Annotated in this window: 13 protein-coding genes; 12 read left to right on the forward strand and 1 reads right to left on the reverse strand. The window is 37.8% G+C overall.

What is annotated here, in order from left to right:
• Positions 1–17: 17 nt before the first annotated feature.
• The 8 genes from B5D47_RS01440 (at position 18) to B5D47_RS01475 (ending at position 12,024) form a co-directional block, all read left to right on the forward strand.
• Positions 18–2,114: a tetratricopeptide repeat protein gene (locus tag B5D47_RS01440; protein WP_078930038.1), complete on the forward strand. Its 2,097-nt coding sequence runs from the start codon at positions 18–20 to the stop codon at positions 2,112–2,114.
• Positions 2,115–2,296: 182 nt separating this feature from the next.
• A complete protein-coding gene (gene metG, locus B5D47_RS01445; protein ID WP_078930039.1) occupies positions 2,297–4,633 on the forward strand; it encodes a methionine--tRNA ligase in 2,337 nt (778 codons plus the stop codon).
• A 109-nt stretch (positions 4,634–4,742) separates the two neighbouring features.
• Positions 4,743–6,056, forward strand: a complete 1,314-nt coding sequence (locus tag B5D47_RS01450) for an HAD hydrolase-like protein (protein ID WP_078930040.1) — start codon at positions 4,743–4,745, stop codon at positions 6,054–6,056.
• A gap of 80 nt (positions 6,057–6,136) precedes the next feature.
• Positions 6,137–7,216 carry a lipid II:glycine glycyltransferase FemX gene (locus tag B5D47_RS01455; protein ID WP_078930041.1) on the forward strand — a complete coding sequence of 360 codons (1,080 nt, stop codon included), beginning with the start codon at positions 6,137–6,139 and terminating at the stop codon, positions 7,214–7,216.
• Positions 7,216–8,142 carry a ribonuclease Z gene (locus tag B5D47_RS01460; RefSeq protein ID WP_078930042.1) on the forward strand — a complete coding sequence of 309 codons (927 nt, stop codon included), beginning with the start codon at positions 7,216–7,218 and terminating at the stop codon, positions 8,140–8,142. The genes B5D47_RS01455 and B5D47_RS01460 overlap by 1 nt, the downstream gene beginning before the upstream one ends.
• A 68-nt stretch (positions 8,143–8,210) precedes the next feature.
• On the forward strand, positions 8,211–8,954 hold the full coding sequence (locus tag B5D47_RS01465) for an ABC transporter ATP-binding protein (protein ID WP_078930043.1): 744 nt from the start codon (positions 8,211–8,213) through the stop codon (positions 8,952–8,954).
• A 6-nt stretch (positions 8,955–8,960) separates the two neighbouring features.
• A complete protein-coding gene (locus B5D47_RS01470; protein ID WP_078930044.1) occupies positions 8,961–11,189 on the forward strand; it encodes a GldG family protein in 2,229 nt (742 codons plus the stop codon).
• A complete protein-coding gene (locus tag B5D47_RS01475; protein ID WP_078930045.1) occupies positions 11,179–12,024 on the forward strand; it encodes a hypothetical protein in 846 nt (281 codons plus the stop codon). Before B5D47_RS01470 ends, B5D47_RS01475 begins: the two co-directional genes overlap by 11 nt.
• 31 nt (positions 12,025–12,055) lie before the next feature.
• Here B5D47_RS01475 and B5D47_RS01480 read toward each other — a convergent pair whose 3' ends face one another.
• Positions 12,056–12,721: a CPBP family intramembrane glutamic endopeptidase gene (locus B5D47_RS01480; RefSeq protein ID WP_078930046.1), complete on the reverse strand. Its 666-nt coding sequence runs from the start codon at positions 12,719–12,721 to the stop codon at positions 12,056–12,058.
• A 30-nt stretch (positions 12,722–12,751) separates the two neighbouring features.
• On the opposite strand from B5D47_RS01480, the gene B5D47_RS01485 reads away from it, so the two are divergent.
• From B5D47_RS01485 to rsmA, 4 genes are read left to right on the forward strand one after another with little or no spacing between them, the layout of a single operon-like run.
• Positions 12,752–13,975: a PilZ domain-containing protein gene (locus B5D47_RS01485; RefSeq protein ID WP_078930047.1), complete on the forward strand. Its 1,224-nt coding sequence runs from the start codon at positions 12,752–12,754 to the stop codon at positions 13,973–13,975.
• 18 nt (positions 13,976–13,993) lie between these two features.
• On the forward strand, positions 13,994–15,157 hold the full coding sequence (locus B5D47_RS01490) for a hypothetical protein (protein WP_078930048.1): 1,164 nt from the start codon (positions 13,994–13,996) through the stop codon (positions 15,155–15,157).
• Positions 15,151–16,461 (forward strand): ComEC/Rec2 family competence protein, encoded by a 1,311-nt coding sequence (locus tag B5D47_RS01495; protein WP_078930049.1) that lies wholly within the window; start codon positions 15,151–15,153, stop codon positions 16,459–16,461. Before B5D47_RS01490 ends, B5D47_RS01495 begins: the two co-directional genes overlap by 7 nt.
• Positions 16,462–16,480: 19 nt before the next feature.
• Positions 16,481–17,356, forward strand: coding sequence for a 16S rRNA (adenine(1518)-N(6)/adenine(1519)-N(6))-dimethyltransferase RsmA (gene rsmA, locus B5D47_RS01500; protein ID WP_078930050.1), 876 nt, complete (start codon positions 16,481–16,483; stop codon positions 17,354–17,356).
• Position 17,357 lies beyond the last annotated feature (1 nt).

Below are 17,357 nucleotides of genomic sequence, written 5' to 3' on the forward strand. Positions count from 1 at the left end.
GTTTTGGGTGGGAGAAAATGAAAAAAATTACTTTGCCGATTTTAGTTTTTTTTATTCACTGCGCATTTTTCGTGCAGGCTGAAAATCTTTCTGCCTTAAAACATTATGAGCGCGGTCAAGAATTTGAGGCGGAAGAAAACTGGTATTCGGCCAGTGAAGAGTTTCAGCTTGTGCTTCAGAAAAATCCTTCTTTTGGAGAAGCGTGGTTTTTGCTTGCAAAGGCGACTTACGAACTTAACGATTTTGAGCTTTGTCTTAATTATCTGGACAGCGCGCAGAAATTTATAAAAGACCGCACCGACGTCTTGAATTTGCGGGGAATGTGCCTTATCTCGTTGCACCGTCTGGACGAGGCGCAAAAAATTTTTAAGGAAATTTTGAATAAGTATCCGAACAATGTTGAATCGCGTTTTGGGCTTGCAGAAATTGAGCTTTACAACGGAAGTTTTGATTCTGCCAGAAATTTTTATCTTGATGCGCTAAAGCGTCAAAAAACGAACAGAAAAGCCCTTCTTTCGCTTGCGCTGCTTGCCGCGGAAACTGGAAAAGATGAACTTTCTGAAAATTATATTCAACAGGCTCTAAAAAGCCATCCATCGGAAAGTGAAGTCTATTATTTTGCAGCGTACTTAAAGGCAAGGAAAGGCGACTTTGCTGAAGCCGAAAAAAAAGCGCGTTCCGCTCTTCAGCTGAAGACTGATTTTTATCAGGCTTACATACTTCTTTCTTCGATTCTTTATGAACAAAAAAAATATGATGAAGTTATAGACATTTGCGATTATCTTATCGACAAAGACCGGAATACAATTACTGCCTGGTATTTGAAAGGACTTTCGCTTTCCCGCCAGCAAAATTTTGATTCCGCGCTTGAGATTTTGTCGACGGCACTTGCGATTGAGCCTGAAGATGAAATTCTGCGAAGTGCGCTTGAGCTTCTTGTTGATAAAAATTTACCGCTTGAGGATTCAAGGCGTTCAGCATGGGCGCAGTTTCATATTTTAAAGGCGAGGGAATATGCAAAATTCTTCAAAGGCGAGCAGGCAAGGTACGAATATCAGCGCGCATTAAAAATTGATCCGAACAACATAATTGCCAGAAGCGAATTTGCCGCAGAAATTTACAAGCTCGGTCAAAATGAGCTTTATCTGGAGCAGCTTTCGTTTATAAAAAACAATGAAAAAGTTGACGAAAAAACTCTTTCGGACGAAGAAAAATATACTTACACAAAAACAAACGACACCATAGAAGCTCTTTCTTCGCTTATGAAATATTCTCTGAGCGCCAAATGGAATGTTGAGCCGTTCTATCTTGATAAAACCAGATGGAATATCGGGCTTTATTATACAAAACAAAATGCGGCTCTTTTGCATCCAGATTCCCAGGAAATTGCCGCAGAAATGGCAAGTGAAAGTTTTAACGGAATCGCAGTAACTTCGGTCAATGTTGAAAAAAATCCTGTCGCGAACTTTGGAGAGGCTTTTTTGAAGGCAAGAAAAAATTCTCAGGATTATTTTATTTTGATGAATTTTGAAGAAACTGAACGAGAGGTAAGTCTTGATGCGGCCGTTTACAATGGCAGGAACGGAATAAAAATAAGCGAATTTAATTTATTTAGGACCGGAAATGACAGGTTTTCGTCGATTATCCGCTCTTTTAGAAGAAATGTCTTGAATTTGCTTCCGTCGCGTGGAAAAATTCTTGCAAGAAGCGGAAATGAAATTCTCATTGACATGGGAAAAAACGAAGGAATTGAGAAAGGAACTGTTTTGGACGTAGTAAAAAAAGGAAATATCCGTACCTGCGATTCAAAACCGGGAGTAAGTTTTGATGATAAATTTGCTCTTGGGCAGATTGAAATAGAAAAAAGCGATGAAGAAATTTCTCAGGGAGTTTTAACTCAAAAAAGTTTTTATGACCGGGTGAATATTGGCGATGAAGTTTTGGTAAAAAAATTTCCTGAAAAAAAAGGAAATTCCCAGTCTGTAACTTCGGGTGTAAATCCTTCTGCGGATGAAAGCGGAAATCCATATTCAAGGACGGAAAAACTTACTGCGGAAGAACTTGGTCTTGTAAAAACTCCGGCGTTTTTGGATTTAATAAGAAAAATTTACTAGCCAGAAAATGTGGCAGGGGGTGTAGAGGCGCCTTTGGCGTTGCCTGCTGCTTCTTGCAGCAGGCAATGGAGCGCGAGGACGCGGAACCTCGGAACACCCGGTTTTTGCTGTGCAAAAAGCCACCCGAATCTTAAAAAATTCCCATTTGTATAATCTGTAAAAATTTACTATACTTTTTATCTATGAAAAATATTAAAACAACAAAAAGACTTATCACTTCGGCTTTGCCTTATGTAAACAATATTCCTCATCTCGGAAACCTTATCCAGATGCTTTCTGCTGACGTTTTTGCACGTTTTTGCCGTTCACGCGGTTACGAAACGATGTATGTTTGCGGAACTGACGAATACGGAACTGCAACTGAAACAAAAGCCCTGCAGGACAAAAAAACTCCACGCGAGCTTTGCGACTATTATTACGAGATCCACAAGGATATTTACAACTGGTTCAACATTGCCTTTGACAAATTCGGCCGCACTTCTAACGAGGAATGTACCGAAATAACCCAGTCGATTTTTAATGATTTGGATAAAAACGGCTTTATAAAAGAGCATACAAGCCAGCAGCTTTTTTGTCCAAAATGCAATATGTTCCTTGCTGACCGCTATGTTGACGGAACTTGTCCAAAATGCGGTGCTGACGATGCACGCGGAGATCAGTGCGACACTTGCGGAACTCTGCTTGATCCGACACAGCTAATTGCTCCACGCTGCCACACTTGCGGTTCAACTCCAGAAGTGCGCGAAACAAAACATCTTTACATTGACCTTCCTTCGATTGCGCCGAAACTTGAAGAATGGATGAAAGAGACCAGCGAAAAAGGAAAATGGGCTGCAAATGCCATTCAGATGACAAAAGCCTGGATTCGCGACGGTTTGAACGAAAGGGCGATTACACGCGACTTAAAATGGGGAATTCCTGTTCCAAAGGCCGGCTACGAAAACAAGGTTTTTTATGTTTGGTTTAACGCTCCTATCGGCTATATGTCGATTACAAAACAGCTTGAGGATGAGTTGAAGTCGTCCGGGAAAAAATCTTTTGACTGGAAAAAATGGTGGCTGCCGTCAGAGGCTGAAGAAAAATTTAGCGAAAAGGATGCGAATATCGAACTTTTCCAGTTTATTGGAAAGGACAATATTCCGTTCCATACTGTTGTTTTCCCTTGTTCGGAGATTGGAACTGGAAAAGATTACACAAAGCTTTATCACATGTCCTCAACCGAATTTTTGAATTATGAAAGCGGAAAGTTCTCAAAATCTAAGGGAACTGGTGTTTTTGGTTCAGATGCAAAAGAATCTGGAATTCCGAGCGACGGATGGAGATTCTATATTTACTACAACCGCCCGGAAAATCAGGACTATCAGTTTACATGGAAAGACTTTCAGGAAAAATACAACAAGGAACTGATTGGAAACCTTGGAAATCTTGTAAACAGAACGCTTTTGTTCATCAATAAAAACTACGGTGGAAAAATTCCGGAAGGAAAAAAAGACGAGGCTTTGTGGGCTCAGATTGAAGAAAAGGAAAAGAAAGCGACAGAACTCCTTGAATGGGCAGAAATAAAGGATGCTCTCCACACGATTATGGAGATTTCTGATATTGCAAACAAGGCTTTTCAGGCTGCTGAACCTTGGAAGACAATCAAGACAGACAAGGCTGTTTCGGACAACATTCTTTATAACCTTGCATACGTAATCAAAGACCTTATGATTCTTCTTGAGCCGTATCTTCCAACTTATACTCAGATTGTTGCAGGCTATCTCGGAAAAAAAATTTATTCTTCGACATTTGCAGAGCCTGGTGACGAAACTGCATTAAAATGGGAAGATTTGGGTAAACTTGAAGGACTTGATTCGATTTCTGAAACTTCTGTTTACTTTACGCCTCTCGACAACAAGAGCGTTGATGCTTTCCGCGCGAAATTTGCAGGAAAACAGGACGAAAAACCTGCCGCAAAAAAAGAGAACAAGAAAAAGGCAAAGAAAGAAGAGCCTAAACCGGCTCTCTCTGCTGAAGAGCAGATTGAATTTTTCAACAAAAATATTGAGCTTCGCGTGGCAAAAATCATCGATGTAAAGCCGAATCCTGAAGGTGAAAAACTTTACATTGAAACATTGGACGACGGCAGCGGAACTCCGCGCACAATCCAGTCTGGACTTAGAATGTACCTTAAAGAGAGCGATTTGCTTGGAAAAAATGTCGTAATTGCGGCAAACCTTGCTCCGAGAAAAATGCGCGGTGTTGAAAGCTATGGAATGCTTTTGGCAGGAGACTACAAGGACAAAGACGGAAAAGACTGCGTGGAAGTTTTGGACGTTTCCTGGGCTGAGCCTGGAACAAAGGTCGTTCTTGAGGGTGCTGACGAGAATGCGGCAAAAAAAGCCGAAATTACAGGCGACGAGTTTTTCAGTGTTGCAATCAATGCTGTAAACGGTTCTGTAGAAATCGCTGGAAAAAAACTTCTTGCGCTCGGAAAAGAAATCAAGACCGTAAACGCTGTTAATTCAGAAATTGGCTAAAATTAAAAAAAATATTTAAGAGCCGGGAAAACTTAGTTGCGTAAAATAAAGTGCGCTGCTTGAGGAAGTAACGGCTCTTTATTTTTTTTGAAAAAGTATTTGAAAGAATATGGCGATAGAATTATATATTTTTGACTGCGATGGCGTAATTATAAATTCTGCGGAAGATATTGCTTCTGCGGTGAATGTTTCCTTAAAAAAGTTTGGTTATTGGCAGATTCCTCTTTATAAGGTCGTTGAATTTGTTGGCGACGGAACGGAAAAACTTTTGCTCCGGGCGCTTGATTTTTCGACAAAAGGAAAATTCAACGCGGAGTCTTCCTATGGAAAAGAAAGTTTTTCAAAAATTCTTGCTTTTTATCTTGAATATTATTACAGCCATGCGGTTGAAAAAACATGTCTTTATGCCGGAATAAAAGAACTTCTTAGGATTCTAAAGGAAAAGGGCAAAAAAGTCTGTTTGCTTACAAATAAGCCTGAAAAAATCGCGGAAGTTATCTTAAAAAAACTTGAAGTTTTTGAATATTTTGACCTTATAACAGGACCTGATACTCTGGACGAAAACGGAAGGCAAATTCCTAAAAAGCCAGAGCCTGACGGGCTTTTGTATACTCTTCGCAAAATCAATTCAAGGTTTGGAACTTGCTTTACAGAAAAAAATGCGGTCATGTTCGGCGACAGTGCGCAGGACATTCTGGCTGGAAAGGCTTTTGGCTGTAAAACTATTGCCTGCCGTGGCGGACTTGGAAATAAAGAGCTTTTGCTTGCAGAAAATCCAGACTTTTGCTTTTCGGTTGCAAGCGAAGTTGAAAAATTTATTGATGTGCTGTCAAAAGACGACGGCGTTTCCGAAATGGAAAAATATGCAATGAAAAACGAGGTGCCGGTTCTTCAGAATGCTGGAAGCGATTTTATTGCGGACTACATTAAAAATCACGAAATAAAAAATATTCTCGAAATTGGAACGGCAATCGGAACTTCTTCAATTCGTTTTGCAAAAATTCGGGATAATATTCACGTTACGACGATAGAAATCGACGAAAAAAGATACGCTCAGGCCGTAAAAAATGTCGAGGCCGAAGGCTTAAAACAAAGAATCACTTTGATTTTTGGAGATGCCCTTACTGCCCAGATTCAGGGAAAATTCGACTTGATTTTTATTGATGCCGCAAAAGCGCAGTACATAAATTTTTTTAACAGATATTCACCGCTTTTGTCAGAAAATGGCGTAATTATAAGCGACAATCTTTCTTTCCACGGAATGGTTGAAGACTTGAGCCTGACGCATAACTACAGCACTATAAAACTCGTAAAAAAAATCCGGAAATACATTGATTTCTTAAAAAATAACGAGGAATTTGAAACAGAATTTTTTAAACTTGGCGATGGAATCGGAGTAAGCAGAAGAAAAAATTCGCGCTAATCCAGAAAAATTTGTAAAACATCTTTTTTCGTCTTCCTGTTTCCAAATTTTCATTTTTTTGCTAAAATGAACAGGTTATTATGTCTATTCGTTTTCAACAGTCCGATTTCTGGTGCGATTTTAAAAGTGCGCATGGCTGGAAATCTGTAAAAATTGATAAAATCAACGTTCTTTTTAGAATTTTTAAAAAAGGTCCGCTTAAATTTTCTATATGCTATGTTCCTATGGCTCCAGAATTTAAGATGAAAAACTGTGTTCCTGGATTTGAAGTTCAGGCAGAAAGTGAAGTTGGCTATGTAAAGTCGCTTGGAGTTCTTTCTGAAAAAATAAGAGATAATCTTTCCGAAAAACCTCTTTTTATAAGGTTTGATGTTCCTCTTGATATGCCTTCGGTTGAAATTAGGGATGAGTATCTTTTAAGGCTTGATGAACTTTCAAAAATTGCCGGCGTAAACTTAAAAAAAAGCAAGACTGATATTCAGCCTCCTGACAGCACTTTTTTGGATTTGTCTCTTTCTGAAGATGAACTTTTAAAAAATATGAAAAGCAAATGGCGTTACAACATACGCTACGCTTCAAAACACGAAGTTGAAGTTCGCGCGGTTGATGCGGATTCTGCGTATTTTGAGAAGGATTTAAATTCATTCTATTCGCTTTACAAAGAGACTGCTTCTCGTGACGGAATTGGACTCCATCCTCTTTCTTACTATCGGGATTTGCTTGAACGTGGTGCAAAATCTTCAAAATCCGGCTCAGAAAATAGAACGAAAATCACCCTTTATATAGCAAGCCATGAAGGTGAAGATTTGGCCGCAATAATAACTCTTTTTCAAGATAACGAGGCGGTTTATCTTTATGGATGCTCGTCAAACAATAAACGCAATTTAATGCCGAATTACCTTGTACAGTGGACTGCAATTTGTGATGCAAAAAATTACGGCTCAAAAATATATGATTTTTACGGAATTCCTCCGACGGGAAGCGAAAATCATCCTATGCACGGACTTTATCTATTTAAGACGGGGTTTGGCGGACGAGAAGTCCACAGGCCTGGAAGCGTAGACATTCCGCTGTCAAAAATTTATGGGCTTTACTGTCTGGCGGAAAATTTGCGTGCATTTTATCACAAAAAAATTATGAAAAAAATCAGGGGAAGATAATGAATCTTGAAGCTTTTGTCTTAGGTTGTGGCGGAATGATGCCTCTTCCTTACCGCCATTTAACTTCTGTTCTTTTGCGCCGCGACGGTGATTTATTTTTGTTCGACTGCGGAGAAGGAACTCAAGTTTCTTTAAAAAGACTGAACTTAAAATGGAAAAAAATCGATGCGATTTTTATTTCGCACACCCATGCCGATCACGTTACCGGTCTCCCAGGAATTTTAATGCTGAATTCTCAGGTTGACAGGACAGAACCTCTTTATATTTATGGACCGCCGAAAATTGCAGAATATGTCGAAACAAGCCGCAAAGTTTTGGATATGTACATAAATTATCCGATTATCGTAAAAGAAATTACAGCTCCATGCGTTGTGCACGAAGGAAAAGATTTTTATATCCGTTGTTTTCCTTTGCAGCACACAAAAACATGCGTGGGCTATACTCTGGAAGAACTTGACCGTCCAGGCGAATTTAATGTTGAAAAAGCCTGTGAACTCGGAGTTCCTGTAGGTCCTCTTTTTGGGCGTTTGCAGCGCGGAGAAGAAATTACGCTTTCTGACGGAAAAATTGTAAGGCCAGAAGATGTGATGGGAAGCAAACGTCATGGAAGAAAATTCAGCTTTGTGACAGATACGCTTTATCTTCCGTCGATTGCAAAAGAAGTCCAGGGAAGCGACCTTTTAATCTGCGAAGGAATGTTTGCCGATGATTGTGCCGATCAGGCAAAAGAAAAAAAGCACATGACATCACGGCAGGCCGCAACTATTGCACGCGATTCTTCGTCAAAAAGAATGGCAATGATTCATTACAGTCCGCGTTATAGCGACAAGGAGCTTCCGGTTTTGCTTGAACAGGCGCAGGAAGTCTATCCGAATGCAGAACTTACTCGCGACAGAATGCATTTTGATCTTCCTTATGAAGAATAAAATTTTGTAAAAAAAATGTAACTGACTGTAAATTTTTTTTGTTTATTTTTTGAGTGTTATTATTTATTATGGTTGAATTAAAAAATTTTACAAAAAAATATAATGGTTTTCTTGCCGCGGATAATATTTCGTGCAGTTTTGAAAAAAATCTTATTACAGGAATTTTAGGTCCGAACGGCGCTGGTAAAACAACGATTTTAAAGGCGATTTCTGGAAGGCATTTTCCGACAAATGGACATATTTTTATAGATTCGCAAAAATATGGAAAAATCGAATCCTGCGAGGAGCCTGCAAAGGTCAGAAATATTACAGGTTTTGTGGAAGAACTTCCTCAGTTGCCTGAGGATTACACTGTAAAGGAATATCTTTGTGAAGTCTGCGACCTTCATTCAGCCGATAAAAAAAATGTTTTAGAAGCCGAAAAACTTTTTTCTCTTGAAGAGGTTTTTCTAAAAAAAATCAAGGAACTTTCAAAAGGTTTTCGCGAAAGGGTAAACTTTGCGCAGGCCTTTGTCTATAATCCTGAGATTTTGATTTTGGATGAGCCTGCTTCCGGTTTGGATCCCGCCCAAATAGTGAATATGCGAAAGACCGTAAAAAAATTGGCGGAAAATCATACTATAATTCTTTCGACTCATCTTATGCAGGAAGCAGAAAGCCTTTGCGACAAAATTATAATCCTAAACCACGGAAAAGTTTTGATTGCCGGAACAATTGATTCTATTACGGGCGAAACAAAAACAAAAAATCTCGAGGAAGCTTTTTTCTATCTTGTAAAAAAATCTGACGGAGAAGAAAATTATTCTTTTTAAATAAAAATGATAAATAAATCACTTTACAAACATTCATTGTACTCTTTTTTTATAAATCCGCTTTTTTATGTAAGTTCTGTTTTGACGGTTTTGTACACGTCTTTTATGTTTTATTTTGTAAACCGTTTTTTTTTGGTCTCAAATTCAAATATTTCGATTTCCGCGTTTTTTAATTCAATTTCATCTGTCTTTATTTTAATTGTTCCGCTTTTGTGCTTTAGAATAAAAAGATTTATCGAGGATGATTCACTTCCTGTCGGTGGTTTTTGCCGTTTTTTTACGCTTGCGGTTTCCGTTTTTTCTGTTTGCCTGATTCCTCTTTTGCTTTTGGTTTTTATTCCTGTAAGTGTTAATTTTTTTGGACGAATTGATGCCGGCCAGATTTTTACCGGTTATCTTGCGCTTGTGTTTTACACTTTTATGGCAATTTGTTTTGTCCTTTTTTTATTTTCCGCAATAAAGATTTCACAGAATATTTTAAGCCTTTTATTGAGCATAACAGTTCTGTTTTGTTTTAATTTTGTTCATTTGATTCCTTTATACTTGAAGACTGGCGACGGACTTTCTGTTTTTTTGCAGAAAATGAGTTTTGCCTGGCATTTTGATTCGGCTTCAAAAGGAATTTTAGATTCGCGCGACCTTGCATTTTACTTTTTTGCTTCTGTCTTGTTTTTGTTTCTTGCGGTTTTTTGCGAGAATAAACGCACCGAAAGAAAAATCAGCCGGGTTACGGCAAGCCTGTTTTTTTGTTCTTTGATTTTTTTTGGAATTTCATTTGAAAGAATATATTTCCGCCTTGATTTTACAAAAAGCAGGCAGTTTTCAGTTTCGCAGACAAGCAGAAAACTTTGCAGCCAATTGCAAAATCCTTTGAGAATTACATATTATCAGTCGAAAGAATTAAAAAATTTTTATCCTCAATCGCAGGAAGTGGCCGAATATTTGAACGCTTTTGCTTCGTCTTCAAAAAATGTATTTTTTTCAATAAAAAAGGCAGAACCTGAAAAGCTTGAGAGGCTTGGAATTCAGGGACGGCAGATGAAAAGCGAAAATTCTACAAAAGTTGAATACACGACTGTTTATTCGGCAATAGTTTTGCAGTATCTGGACAGTTCTTCAATAATTCCTTTTTCAATTTCTACTAAAACCCTTGAATACGATTTGGCTCAAAGAGTTCAGTTGCTCGTAAGTGGAAAAGAGCGCAAGGTTTTTATTATTACTGGAAACGGCTTCTCCGAAGAAGATTATTCTTATGTTCAGCCTTGGCTGAATGCAAGAGGATTTTTGACGCAGACTATAAAAACAGACGAAATTTCAGAAACCCTTCAAAAAATTCAGGTTCAAGACATTAAAAATACTCAAATTCTTGTTTTGGGTTCGGATAAATTGAATGAGGAACAGTCGCAGTCCATAAAAACCGCTGTGGAAAACGGAGTTCCTGCTTTGATAATGACTTCGCCTTACAGCGTAGATATAAAAGATGAATGGAAGGTTTCTAAAAAGCAAAACCCTCTCTTAAAAGTTTTGAACGGCTGGGGATTTGCTTTTGATTTTTCTTTGGCAGAGGATATTTCAAACTTTCCTCTTACAATGACTTCTACAGAAGGTTCCGACACTGTTTACAAGACTATGAATTATCCTCTGTGGATAAGTGTTTTGCCGCAAAAAGAAGCTTTTGAGGGCGCGACAATAACCTGGGCAAGTCCAATCATCTGTTATGGAAAAACGGAGCCTCTTCTTGTTTCAAGCCCGCTTGCCTGGAAGCAAAAACCGTCAGAAAATTCATCTTCTCTTTTTATTTTGGATCCTTTTGTCGTGCCAAAGTCCGCGGCGGCTCAAGGCGAAAAAAGCGAAAGTTTGACTCTTGCGGCAATTTTGCAGGATAAGGGGAAAAATCTTAACGTTGCCCTGATTTCTGACCAGTTCTTTTTAAATTCTTTAATGACCGGTTTTATAAGCAATTCTGAGCAGGGAGATTTTAGAAATTACGATTACGCTGCAAGTATTCTGTTAAAACTCCGTGGAGAAGAGAAACTTGGACTTTTGATACAAAAAAACGTTTCAAATAATTCTCTTTATAAAATTTCTGACGAAAATGCTTTTATAAAACAGCAAAATCTTGTCCTTATTGTTTGTTTTGCTGTCCTTCCGTCAGCAATCCTCATTTTTGCCCTTTGCTTTTTTATTTTCCGCAAAAAAATAAATTCCATCTATGGAGAAAAAAATGAAAAATAGAAAAATAAATCTTTTTTTAAGTTTTACGACCGTTTTTTCGTTTTTTCTTTTTTGCTTTTCATTTTCTGCCGGAAAAAAGAATTCAGTAAATTCAATAAAATCCGCTCTTGTAAATCCATCTTACAGCGAAAATATAGAAAAAATCATAGTTCAATCGCCTCAGGAAATTCTTGTTTTAAAAAGTGAAGGAAAGTGGTGGAGCTGCGAAAACAGAGGAATAAAAACTTTTGCCGATAAAAAAACTGTTTCAAATTTTATAAAAAATCTTTCAAAAATTCGTAATATGTATAAAATTTCAGACAGCTTAGATGGAAGAATAGGACTCGGTTTAACCGAAGGTAGTGCACAAATTGTTACGGTTGTCGGCTCGAATGGGAAAATTCTTTCAAAACTGTACTTTGGAGCTTCGGATTCGCTTTCATCGAGAATAACAGTTGCGGCGGAAAAAGGAAAAATTTGCTACGAAACGGAAGATGATTTTTCAGCCTACTTGAAAACCGATGTAAATTTTTGGTCGATTCCTGAAATCTTTTTTGCAATAAAAAATCCGTCAAACCTGAAACTTTCTTCAGCGGATTTGCATACACTTTTAAGCCTGCGCCATGGAAAAATTTACGGAGCGAATGCTTTTCCGGAAAATGCGGTTTTTGAAAAATCTATAACCTTGTTTGGACAGTATGATTCTTTGCAGAGAGTTGATTTTTATAAGCGCAAGGCTCAGGAAGGTTTTGAATATTTTTACAGCCAGACAGTTGAGCCGCAGGTTGTAAAAGACAATGCTGTTTTTGAAGTCAGCAGCTGGACTTACGAGCGCCTGCAAAAAATATTAAAATAATTCAATTTTGCTCAAAAATAGCACGTTTTTTCTATTTTTGAATTAAAAATTCTACAAAAATTACCAAAAAATTGTAAAAAACGTGAACGCCGAACGGGCACCAAAGGCTTTTGGTTTTTAGAAAGATGAGCCTTAAGATTATGCCGCAAAAAAATGCGTTGAAAATTCCGACCGCGCCCTGATAAAAATGCGAAAAAGCAAAAATTAAAACTGCAAAAATTTCCCATAAAAGCGGAAATTTTCCGTCTGAAAGTTCTGTTCCGATGTCTGGAATATAAAATCTGTATAAAAACTCTTCACAAAAAGCGGCAAAAACTGTTGCGAAAAACAAGCTTAGCCATAAAAAAAATGAATTCGGCACAGCAAGGCTTTTTTGGACTGAAAGCCCCTTGTTCATAAAAAATGAAATTGTCTGAAAAATGCAGGAACTTAGAACCAATGTTCCGAAACCGATTAAAATTACTGAATGTTTTACGAAAATGTTTATTTTTGAACTCTGAATGTATTTTTTTTGGTAAATGTCGCGATGAAAGAAAAAAAGCATGGCGCAGGTAAAAGTCATTGTCAGAGAAAAAATGGTCAGTTTTATTTCTTGCATGGAAATTTCGGCTTGAGGCTGAGGCCTGGCTTTTAATGGCGGAAGAAGAAAAATCAAAAAAACAAAGATAAATTCTATGGCGAAAAGCATTTTTTTCATTTAAAATAGATTATAATCGAAAAAGAGAGTGTGAAAGAAGTGGTTTTTACATCAATTATTACAGTAATTTTGATCCTTGTTTTTTGCAGGCTTTTGGTTGTTTTTTCGGACAAAATAAAATTTTTTACAACTGGAAACGACTGTGGTTTTAAATTTGCAGAATGTATTGTTCTTTGGAAACTTGCAAAGATGACCGGACTTGAAGAACCTGCCGCTCTTTTTGTTTCTGTTCCGACTTTAAACCGCGCGATAAGTTCTCTTTTGACAGAAGCCAGGCGAAAAGGATACGAAAATTCTCCAAAAATTCAAAATCTTCTTACAAAACTTTACAAATTCCGTACAAAAATCGACATCGACCACGAAAATAAGTGCGGACTTGAATCTACAAAATATCTTGATAAAGGCCAGCGTCTGAGGGTTGTTTTTCCAGGACATAAGGGTGTTTTTTCGTCAGAAATTTTAAATAACAGTCACGAAATAATCGTAAAACTTCCTGTTCAGAATGGAATTGCCACGGTTTTTAGCGAAGAATGGATAAATCACGAAATAAGCGTTTATCTTTGGCGGAAAGGCGATGCTTCCTACGTTTTTGACACAAAAGTTGTGAATGCCGGAGTTTTTAACGGTCAGACAGCTCTTTTTCTTTCCCAGACAAACGAACTTTTGCGCGCCCAGAAAAGAAGGTCGGTTCGCTGCGAATGTAACCTTAATGCTTCAATGTATTTTATAAAGCAGCCTGTTGTGGATTTTAACCTTGTCGAAACTGAACCTGGTTACAGGGTTGTGCTTGAAGATATTTCTGAAGACGGAGCTATGATCCGTGTCGGTGGAAAAGGAATTGCGAATGCGCAGATTAAGCTTCAGTTTATGATAAATGACGTTTTAATCTTGATGTACGGAATTGTTCGTGCGGTCGAATATAACGGCGAAATAAATCAGTCAAGGCTGCATTTTGAATGTATTCATCTTGATACAGGAATGAGGAATGCGGTTTTGAGTTTCGTTTACAATGTTTTGCCACAGGACAAAAAAGATATTTTCGATGCTCTTTCAGCAACCGAAGATGAGCAGTCAAAGGATGAGAGCCTCTCAGACGAAAGTGAACAGGAAGTTGCGGAACTTGAACCTGTTGAAAGTGAAACTAAATCTGAAACTGAAAACGAAACAGAAGATTCTGAATCTCAGATTTCAGACATTCGTTTTGATAAAAGTATGGAAAGTTTAGACAAACTTGCAGAAATTGATGTAAACTAAGCTTAGGAAGAATTTAAAATGAAAAAATCAATATTCATATTAGCTTTGGCATTTATTTTTAATCTTTACGCGGAAACTTCCGATTTTGAAAAAAGTTTTATCAAGGGAAATATTCAGGATAAGACCCGGGCAGTAAAAGAAGCCTCAGACGAAGAGGGCGACAGGCTTGCAAAAAAAGGAATTGATTTTATTCTCGAAAACAAAGAAATTGCAAGGTCAGACAGGGATTTTAGCGCGCTTGCCGTAGCGTCGCTTTTTAAGCTGCCAAAAGATGAAAAAATTCTCGGAAAAAATTTCCCGTCGGCTACAGAGAATTTAATACAGCTTTTTGAAGTTTTTGAAGATGAAACTGTAAGAATTGCGGTTCTTGATAAATTTGAGAACGTTTCAAATTCAAAATCGTTTTTTAAGGTTCAAAATCTGATGAACGGATATTTAGAAGAACTTGATTCAAATTCTCAAAATTCTGCCGTAACAAAAAAAGTCATTGAACTGGTCGGAAAAACAGGAAATGAAGAGTCTTTTTTAATCGTCTACAGGCTTTGGAAAGAAAAAAAATATCCGGAATTTTCGCCTGAAATTCAAAAGTCGCTTTTGAGACTCTCGTACGCAAATATAACTGAATCAATAAAATTGATTTCTTCTAGCAGCATTGAAGAAATTGGAGAATTTTTTGGTTTAATCAATAATTCTTCGGAAATTTCGTTAAATTTTAAGGCGGAAATTGCTGAAAATGCACTTTTAGCGACAATTCATTATATGGAAGATAAGTCGGAAAAGACTGCGGCTACTGCCGGACTTCAGCTGAAGCTATTAAAGGCGATTTCTGACGCAAACTGGACTCGTGGAGCCGGACTTTCGGTTCGTTTTTTTGCCATTGCAAAAGATGAATATAAAACCTCCTGCCTAAACGATGAACAGTTTATTCAGGTTATCGAATGTATTGCAAAACTGTCTTCGCCAGACGCGGCTCAGACAATTTCGGCTTATCTTGCAGAAATAAATTCTGAAACTGAAAAAAATAATTTTTCTGCCCAAAATGTTGTTTTGGCCGTAATCAATTCTTTAGGAGCGCTCGGAGATAAGACTGCTTTTGACAATCTTCTCTATGTAACCTATTTGAATTATCCGGAAGATGTAAAAACAGCAGCCAGAAACTCTCTGGCAAAACTTAAGTGGTAAAAAACGAAAAAATTCTAAAGTCCCTTTTGTATTTTTTTCTTGCCAATCCTGTTTTTTTGGCGGCTCTTGTTTGTGCGTTTTTGTTTTATTTTGATATTGTTTCGATAAAAGACAGGGAATGTTTTAACTGCCTTTTTCCTTCGGAAAAAATTGTCCTGCTAAAAGGCAGCCTTGCGTCAAGCCCTGTAAAATCATCTTCTGAAAAAAAATACTATGCCGCGGATTTTAAGGTTTCGGAGGCTGTTTTAGATAATTCTTCCAAGACTGCTTGTTCTGGAACCGTAAAAATACTAATTCCTTCGGAACTTGTTGAAAAGTATTATCCTGGTAAAATCTATACTTCTTTTAATGTCTCAAAAAACGAAAAAAAATATCCGCTTTTATTTGAGACAGGAAACAATTTTCTCTTAAATGTAGATTTTTCTGAAGGAAATTTCTCATTTTTTGTTGTAAAATCGGCAGTTTCTTTTGGATTTTCGCAGTCTTTTTCCGGTTTTCTTCAAAAAATACGGAGTTTGTGCAGGTTGCAGTTCAAACGGCTTATGTACGGCTGGAACGAAGCTGGAGGCCTTTTGCTTGCTCTTTTGTCTGGTTCGAGGGAGTATACCGAAAGTTTGACAGGCGAGGCTTTTAAGAATGCTGGACTTTCGCATATTCTTGCGCTTTCTGGCATGCATTTGAATCTTTTCGGGGGAATTGCGTTCTTTTTTGGAAAACGGCTTACAAAACGCAGCACGGCTGATTTTTTTCAACTTGCGGCCATTATATTTTTTGTCTGGTTTGCAGGACTTTCGCCGTCGCTTTTTCGGGCAATGCTCAGTTCCTTGATTGTTTTTTTTAATTCTGCGCTTAGAATGCGCCGTTTTAAGGGAATTACGGTGCTTTCTGCAAGCTTTTTGCTGCAGCTTATGATTTTTCCTGTCCATTTAAAATTACCGGCCTTTATGCTGTCTTACGGCGCTCTGGCAGGAATTATGAGCATAGGGCAGGTTATAAAATTTTTTATGGGAAAGCGTTTTTTTCCAAAACTTGCTTCAGCTTTGAGCGAAAGCGCAGGCGCTCAGATTTTTACCGCTCCTGTAACTCTCAGTCTTTTTGGAAAAATCATGCCGGTTGGAATAATTTCTTCTGTGATTGTAAGTCCTTTCGTAATAATTTTTTTGTATGCAGGACTTTTTGGAACTCTGCTAAGCCTTGCAATCCCTTTTCTAGGTGGCGGTTTTAGTGTTATTATGAATGTGATTTATTTAATCTTAAAAAAATTGGTCTTGTTTTTTGCAAAAGCTCCAATAATCACAATTTAACATAACTGCGGAGAAAAAAATGCAGCATCCTGATTATAATTCACCAATTGCCTTGAAAAATTTTATGGATGAAAACAATATGGCGATGCAGAAAAAATTCGGACAGAATTTTTTGGTAAACGCAGACGCCAGAAAAAAACTTATCGATGTTCTTGACGTAAAGCCTGGAATGAAAGTCTGGGAAGTAGGTCCTGGTCTTGGAAGCATGACAAGCGGACTTTTGGAACGCGGTGTTAATCTTACTGTTTTTGAAATTGATCACGGTTTTGCAAGGTTACTGACACAGTTTTTTGAAGAATATGCAAATTCAGGCAATTTTTCTCTTGTGGAAGGCGATGTTTTAAAAACCTGGCCTAAATTTGCAAAAGAAAATGATATTCCGAAACGGTTTTTTGGAAACCTTCCTTACAATGTTGCGGCGACAATTATTGCCGACACAATAACCAAAGGCTTTAGGTTTGATAAGGCTGTTTTTACGATTCAAAAGGAAGTAGGCCAGAGAATGAATGCAAAGCCCGGAACGGAAGACTATTCTTCTTTTAGCGTTTTGTGCCAGTGGGCTTACGACGTAAAACCGGTTATGGATTTGGCTGGCGGAAATTTCTGGCCTGTACCGAATGTCGCAAGCCGCGCCGTTTTGATGACAAAAAAAGAGGATTTTCCTAAGTGCGAAAATCCGGAGCTTTTTAGAAAAATGGTCCGTCAGATTTTTGCGCTCAGAAGAAAAACTTTGCGGAATAACCTTTCCAGGTTTGTAAAAGCAGAAATTTGCGACGAAGCATTAAAAATTGCAGGAATTGAGCCTTCAATCCGTGCTGAAAATTTAAGCGTAGAAGATTTGCTAAAACTGTCAGACGCGCTTAATTCCGTAATCGAAAAAACTAAAATGGAATAAA

The sequence above is a fragment of the Treponema berlinense genome (assembly GCF_900167025.1).
In the GTDB taxonomy this organism is placed as follows: domain Bacteria; phylum Spirochaetota; class Spirochaetia; order Treponematales; family Treponemataceae; genus Treponema_D; species Treponema_D berlinense.

Bases quoted from the DNA above. Each gene is read 5' to 3' on its own strand.
- B5D47_RS01455 (WP_078930041.1), top strand. From the start codon at position 6,137: ATGTCTATTCGTTTTCAACAGTCCGATTTCTGGTGCGATTTTAAAAGT.
- B5D47_RS01475 (WP_078930045.1), top strand. From the start codon at position 11,179: ATGAAAAATAGAAAAATAAATCTTTTTTTAAGTTTTACGACCGTTTTT.
- B5D47_RS01450 (WP_078930040.1), top strand. From the start codon at position 4,743: ATGGCGATAGAATTATATATTTTTGACTGCGATGGCGTAATTATAAAT.
- rsmA (WP_078930050.1), top strand. From the start codon at position 16,481: ATGCAGCATCCTGATTATAATTCACCAATTGCCTTGAAAAATTTTATG.
- B5D47_RS01460 (WP_078930042.1), top strand. From the start codon at position 7,216: ATGAATCTTGAAGCTTTTGTCTTAGGTTGTGGCGGAATGATGCCTCTT.
- B5D47_RS01480 (WP_078930046.1), bottom strand. From the start codon at position 12,721: ATGAAAAAAATGCTTTTCGCCATAGAATTTATCTTTGTTTTTTTGATT.
- B5D47_RS01440 (WP_078930038.1), top strand. From the start codon at position 18: ATGAAAAAAATTACTTTGCCGATTTTAGTTTTTTTTATTCACTGCGCA.
- B5D47_RS01470 (WP_078930044.1), top strand. From the start codon at position 8,961: ATGATAAATAAATCACTTTACAAACATTCATTGTACTCTTTTTTTATA.
- B5D47_RS01490 (WP_078930048.1), top strand. From the start codon at position 13,994: ATGAAAAAATCAATATTCATATTAGCTTTGGCATTTATTTTTAATCTT.
- metG (WP_078930039.1), top strand. From the start codon at position 2,297: ATGAAAAATATTAAAACAACAAAAAGACTTATCACTTCGGCTTTGCCT.
- B5D47_RS01465 (WP_078930043.1), top strand. From the start codon at position 8,211: ATGGTTGAATTAAAAAATTTTACAAAAAAATATAATGGTTTTCTTGCC.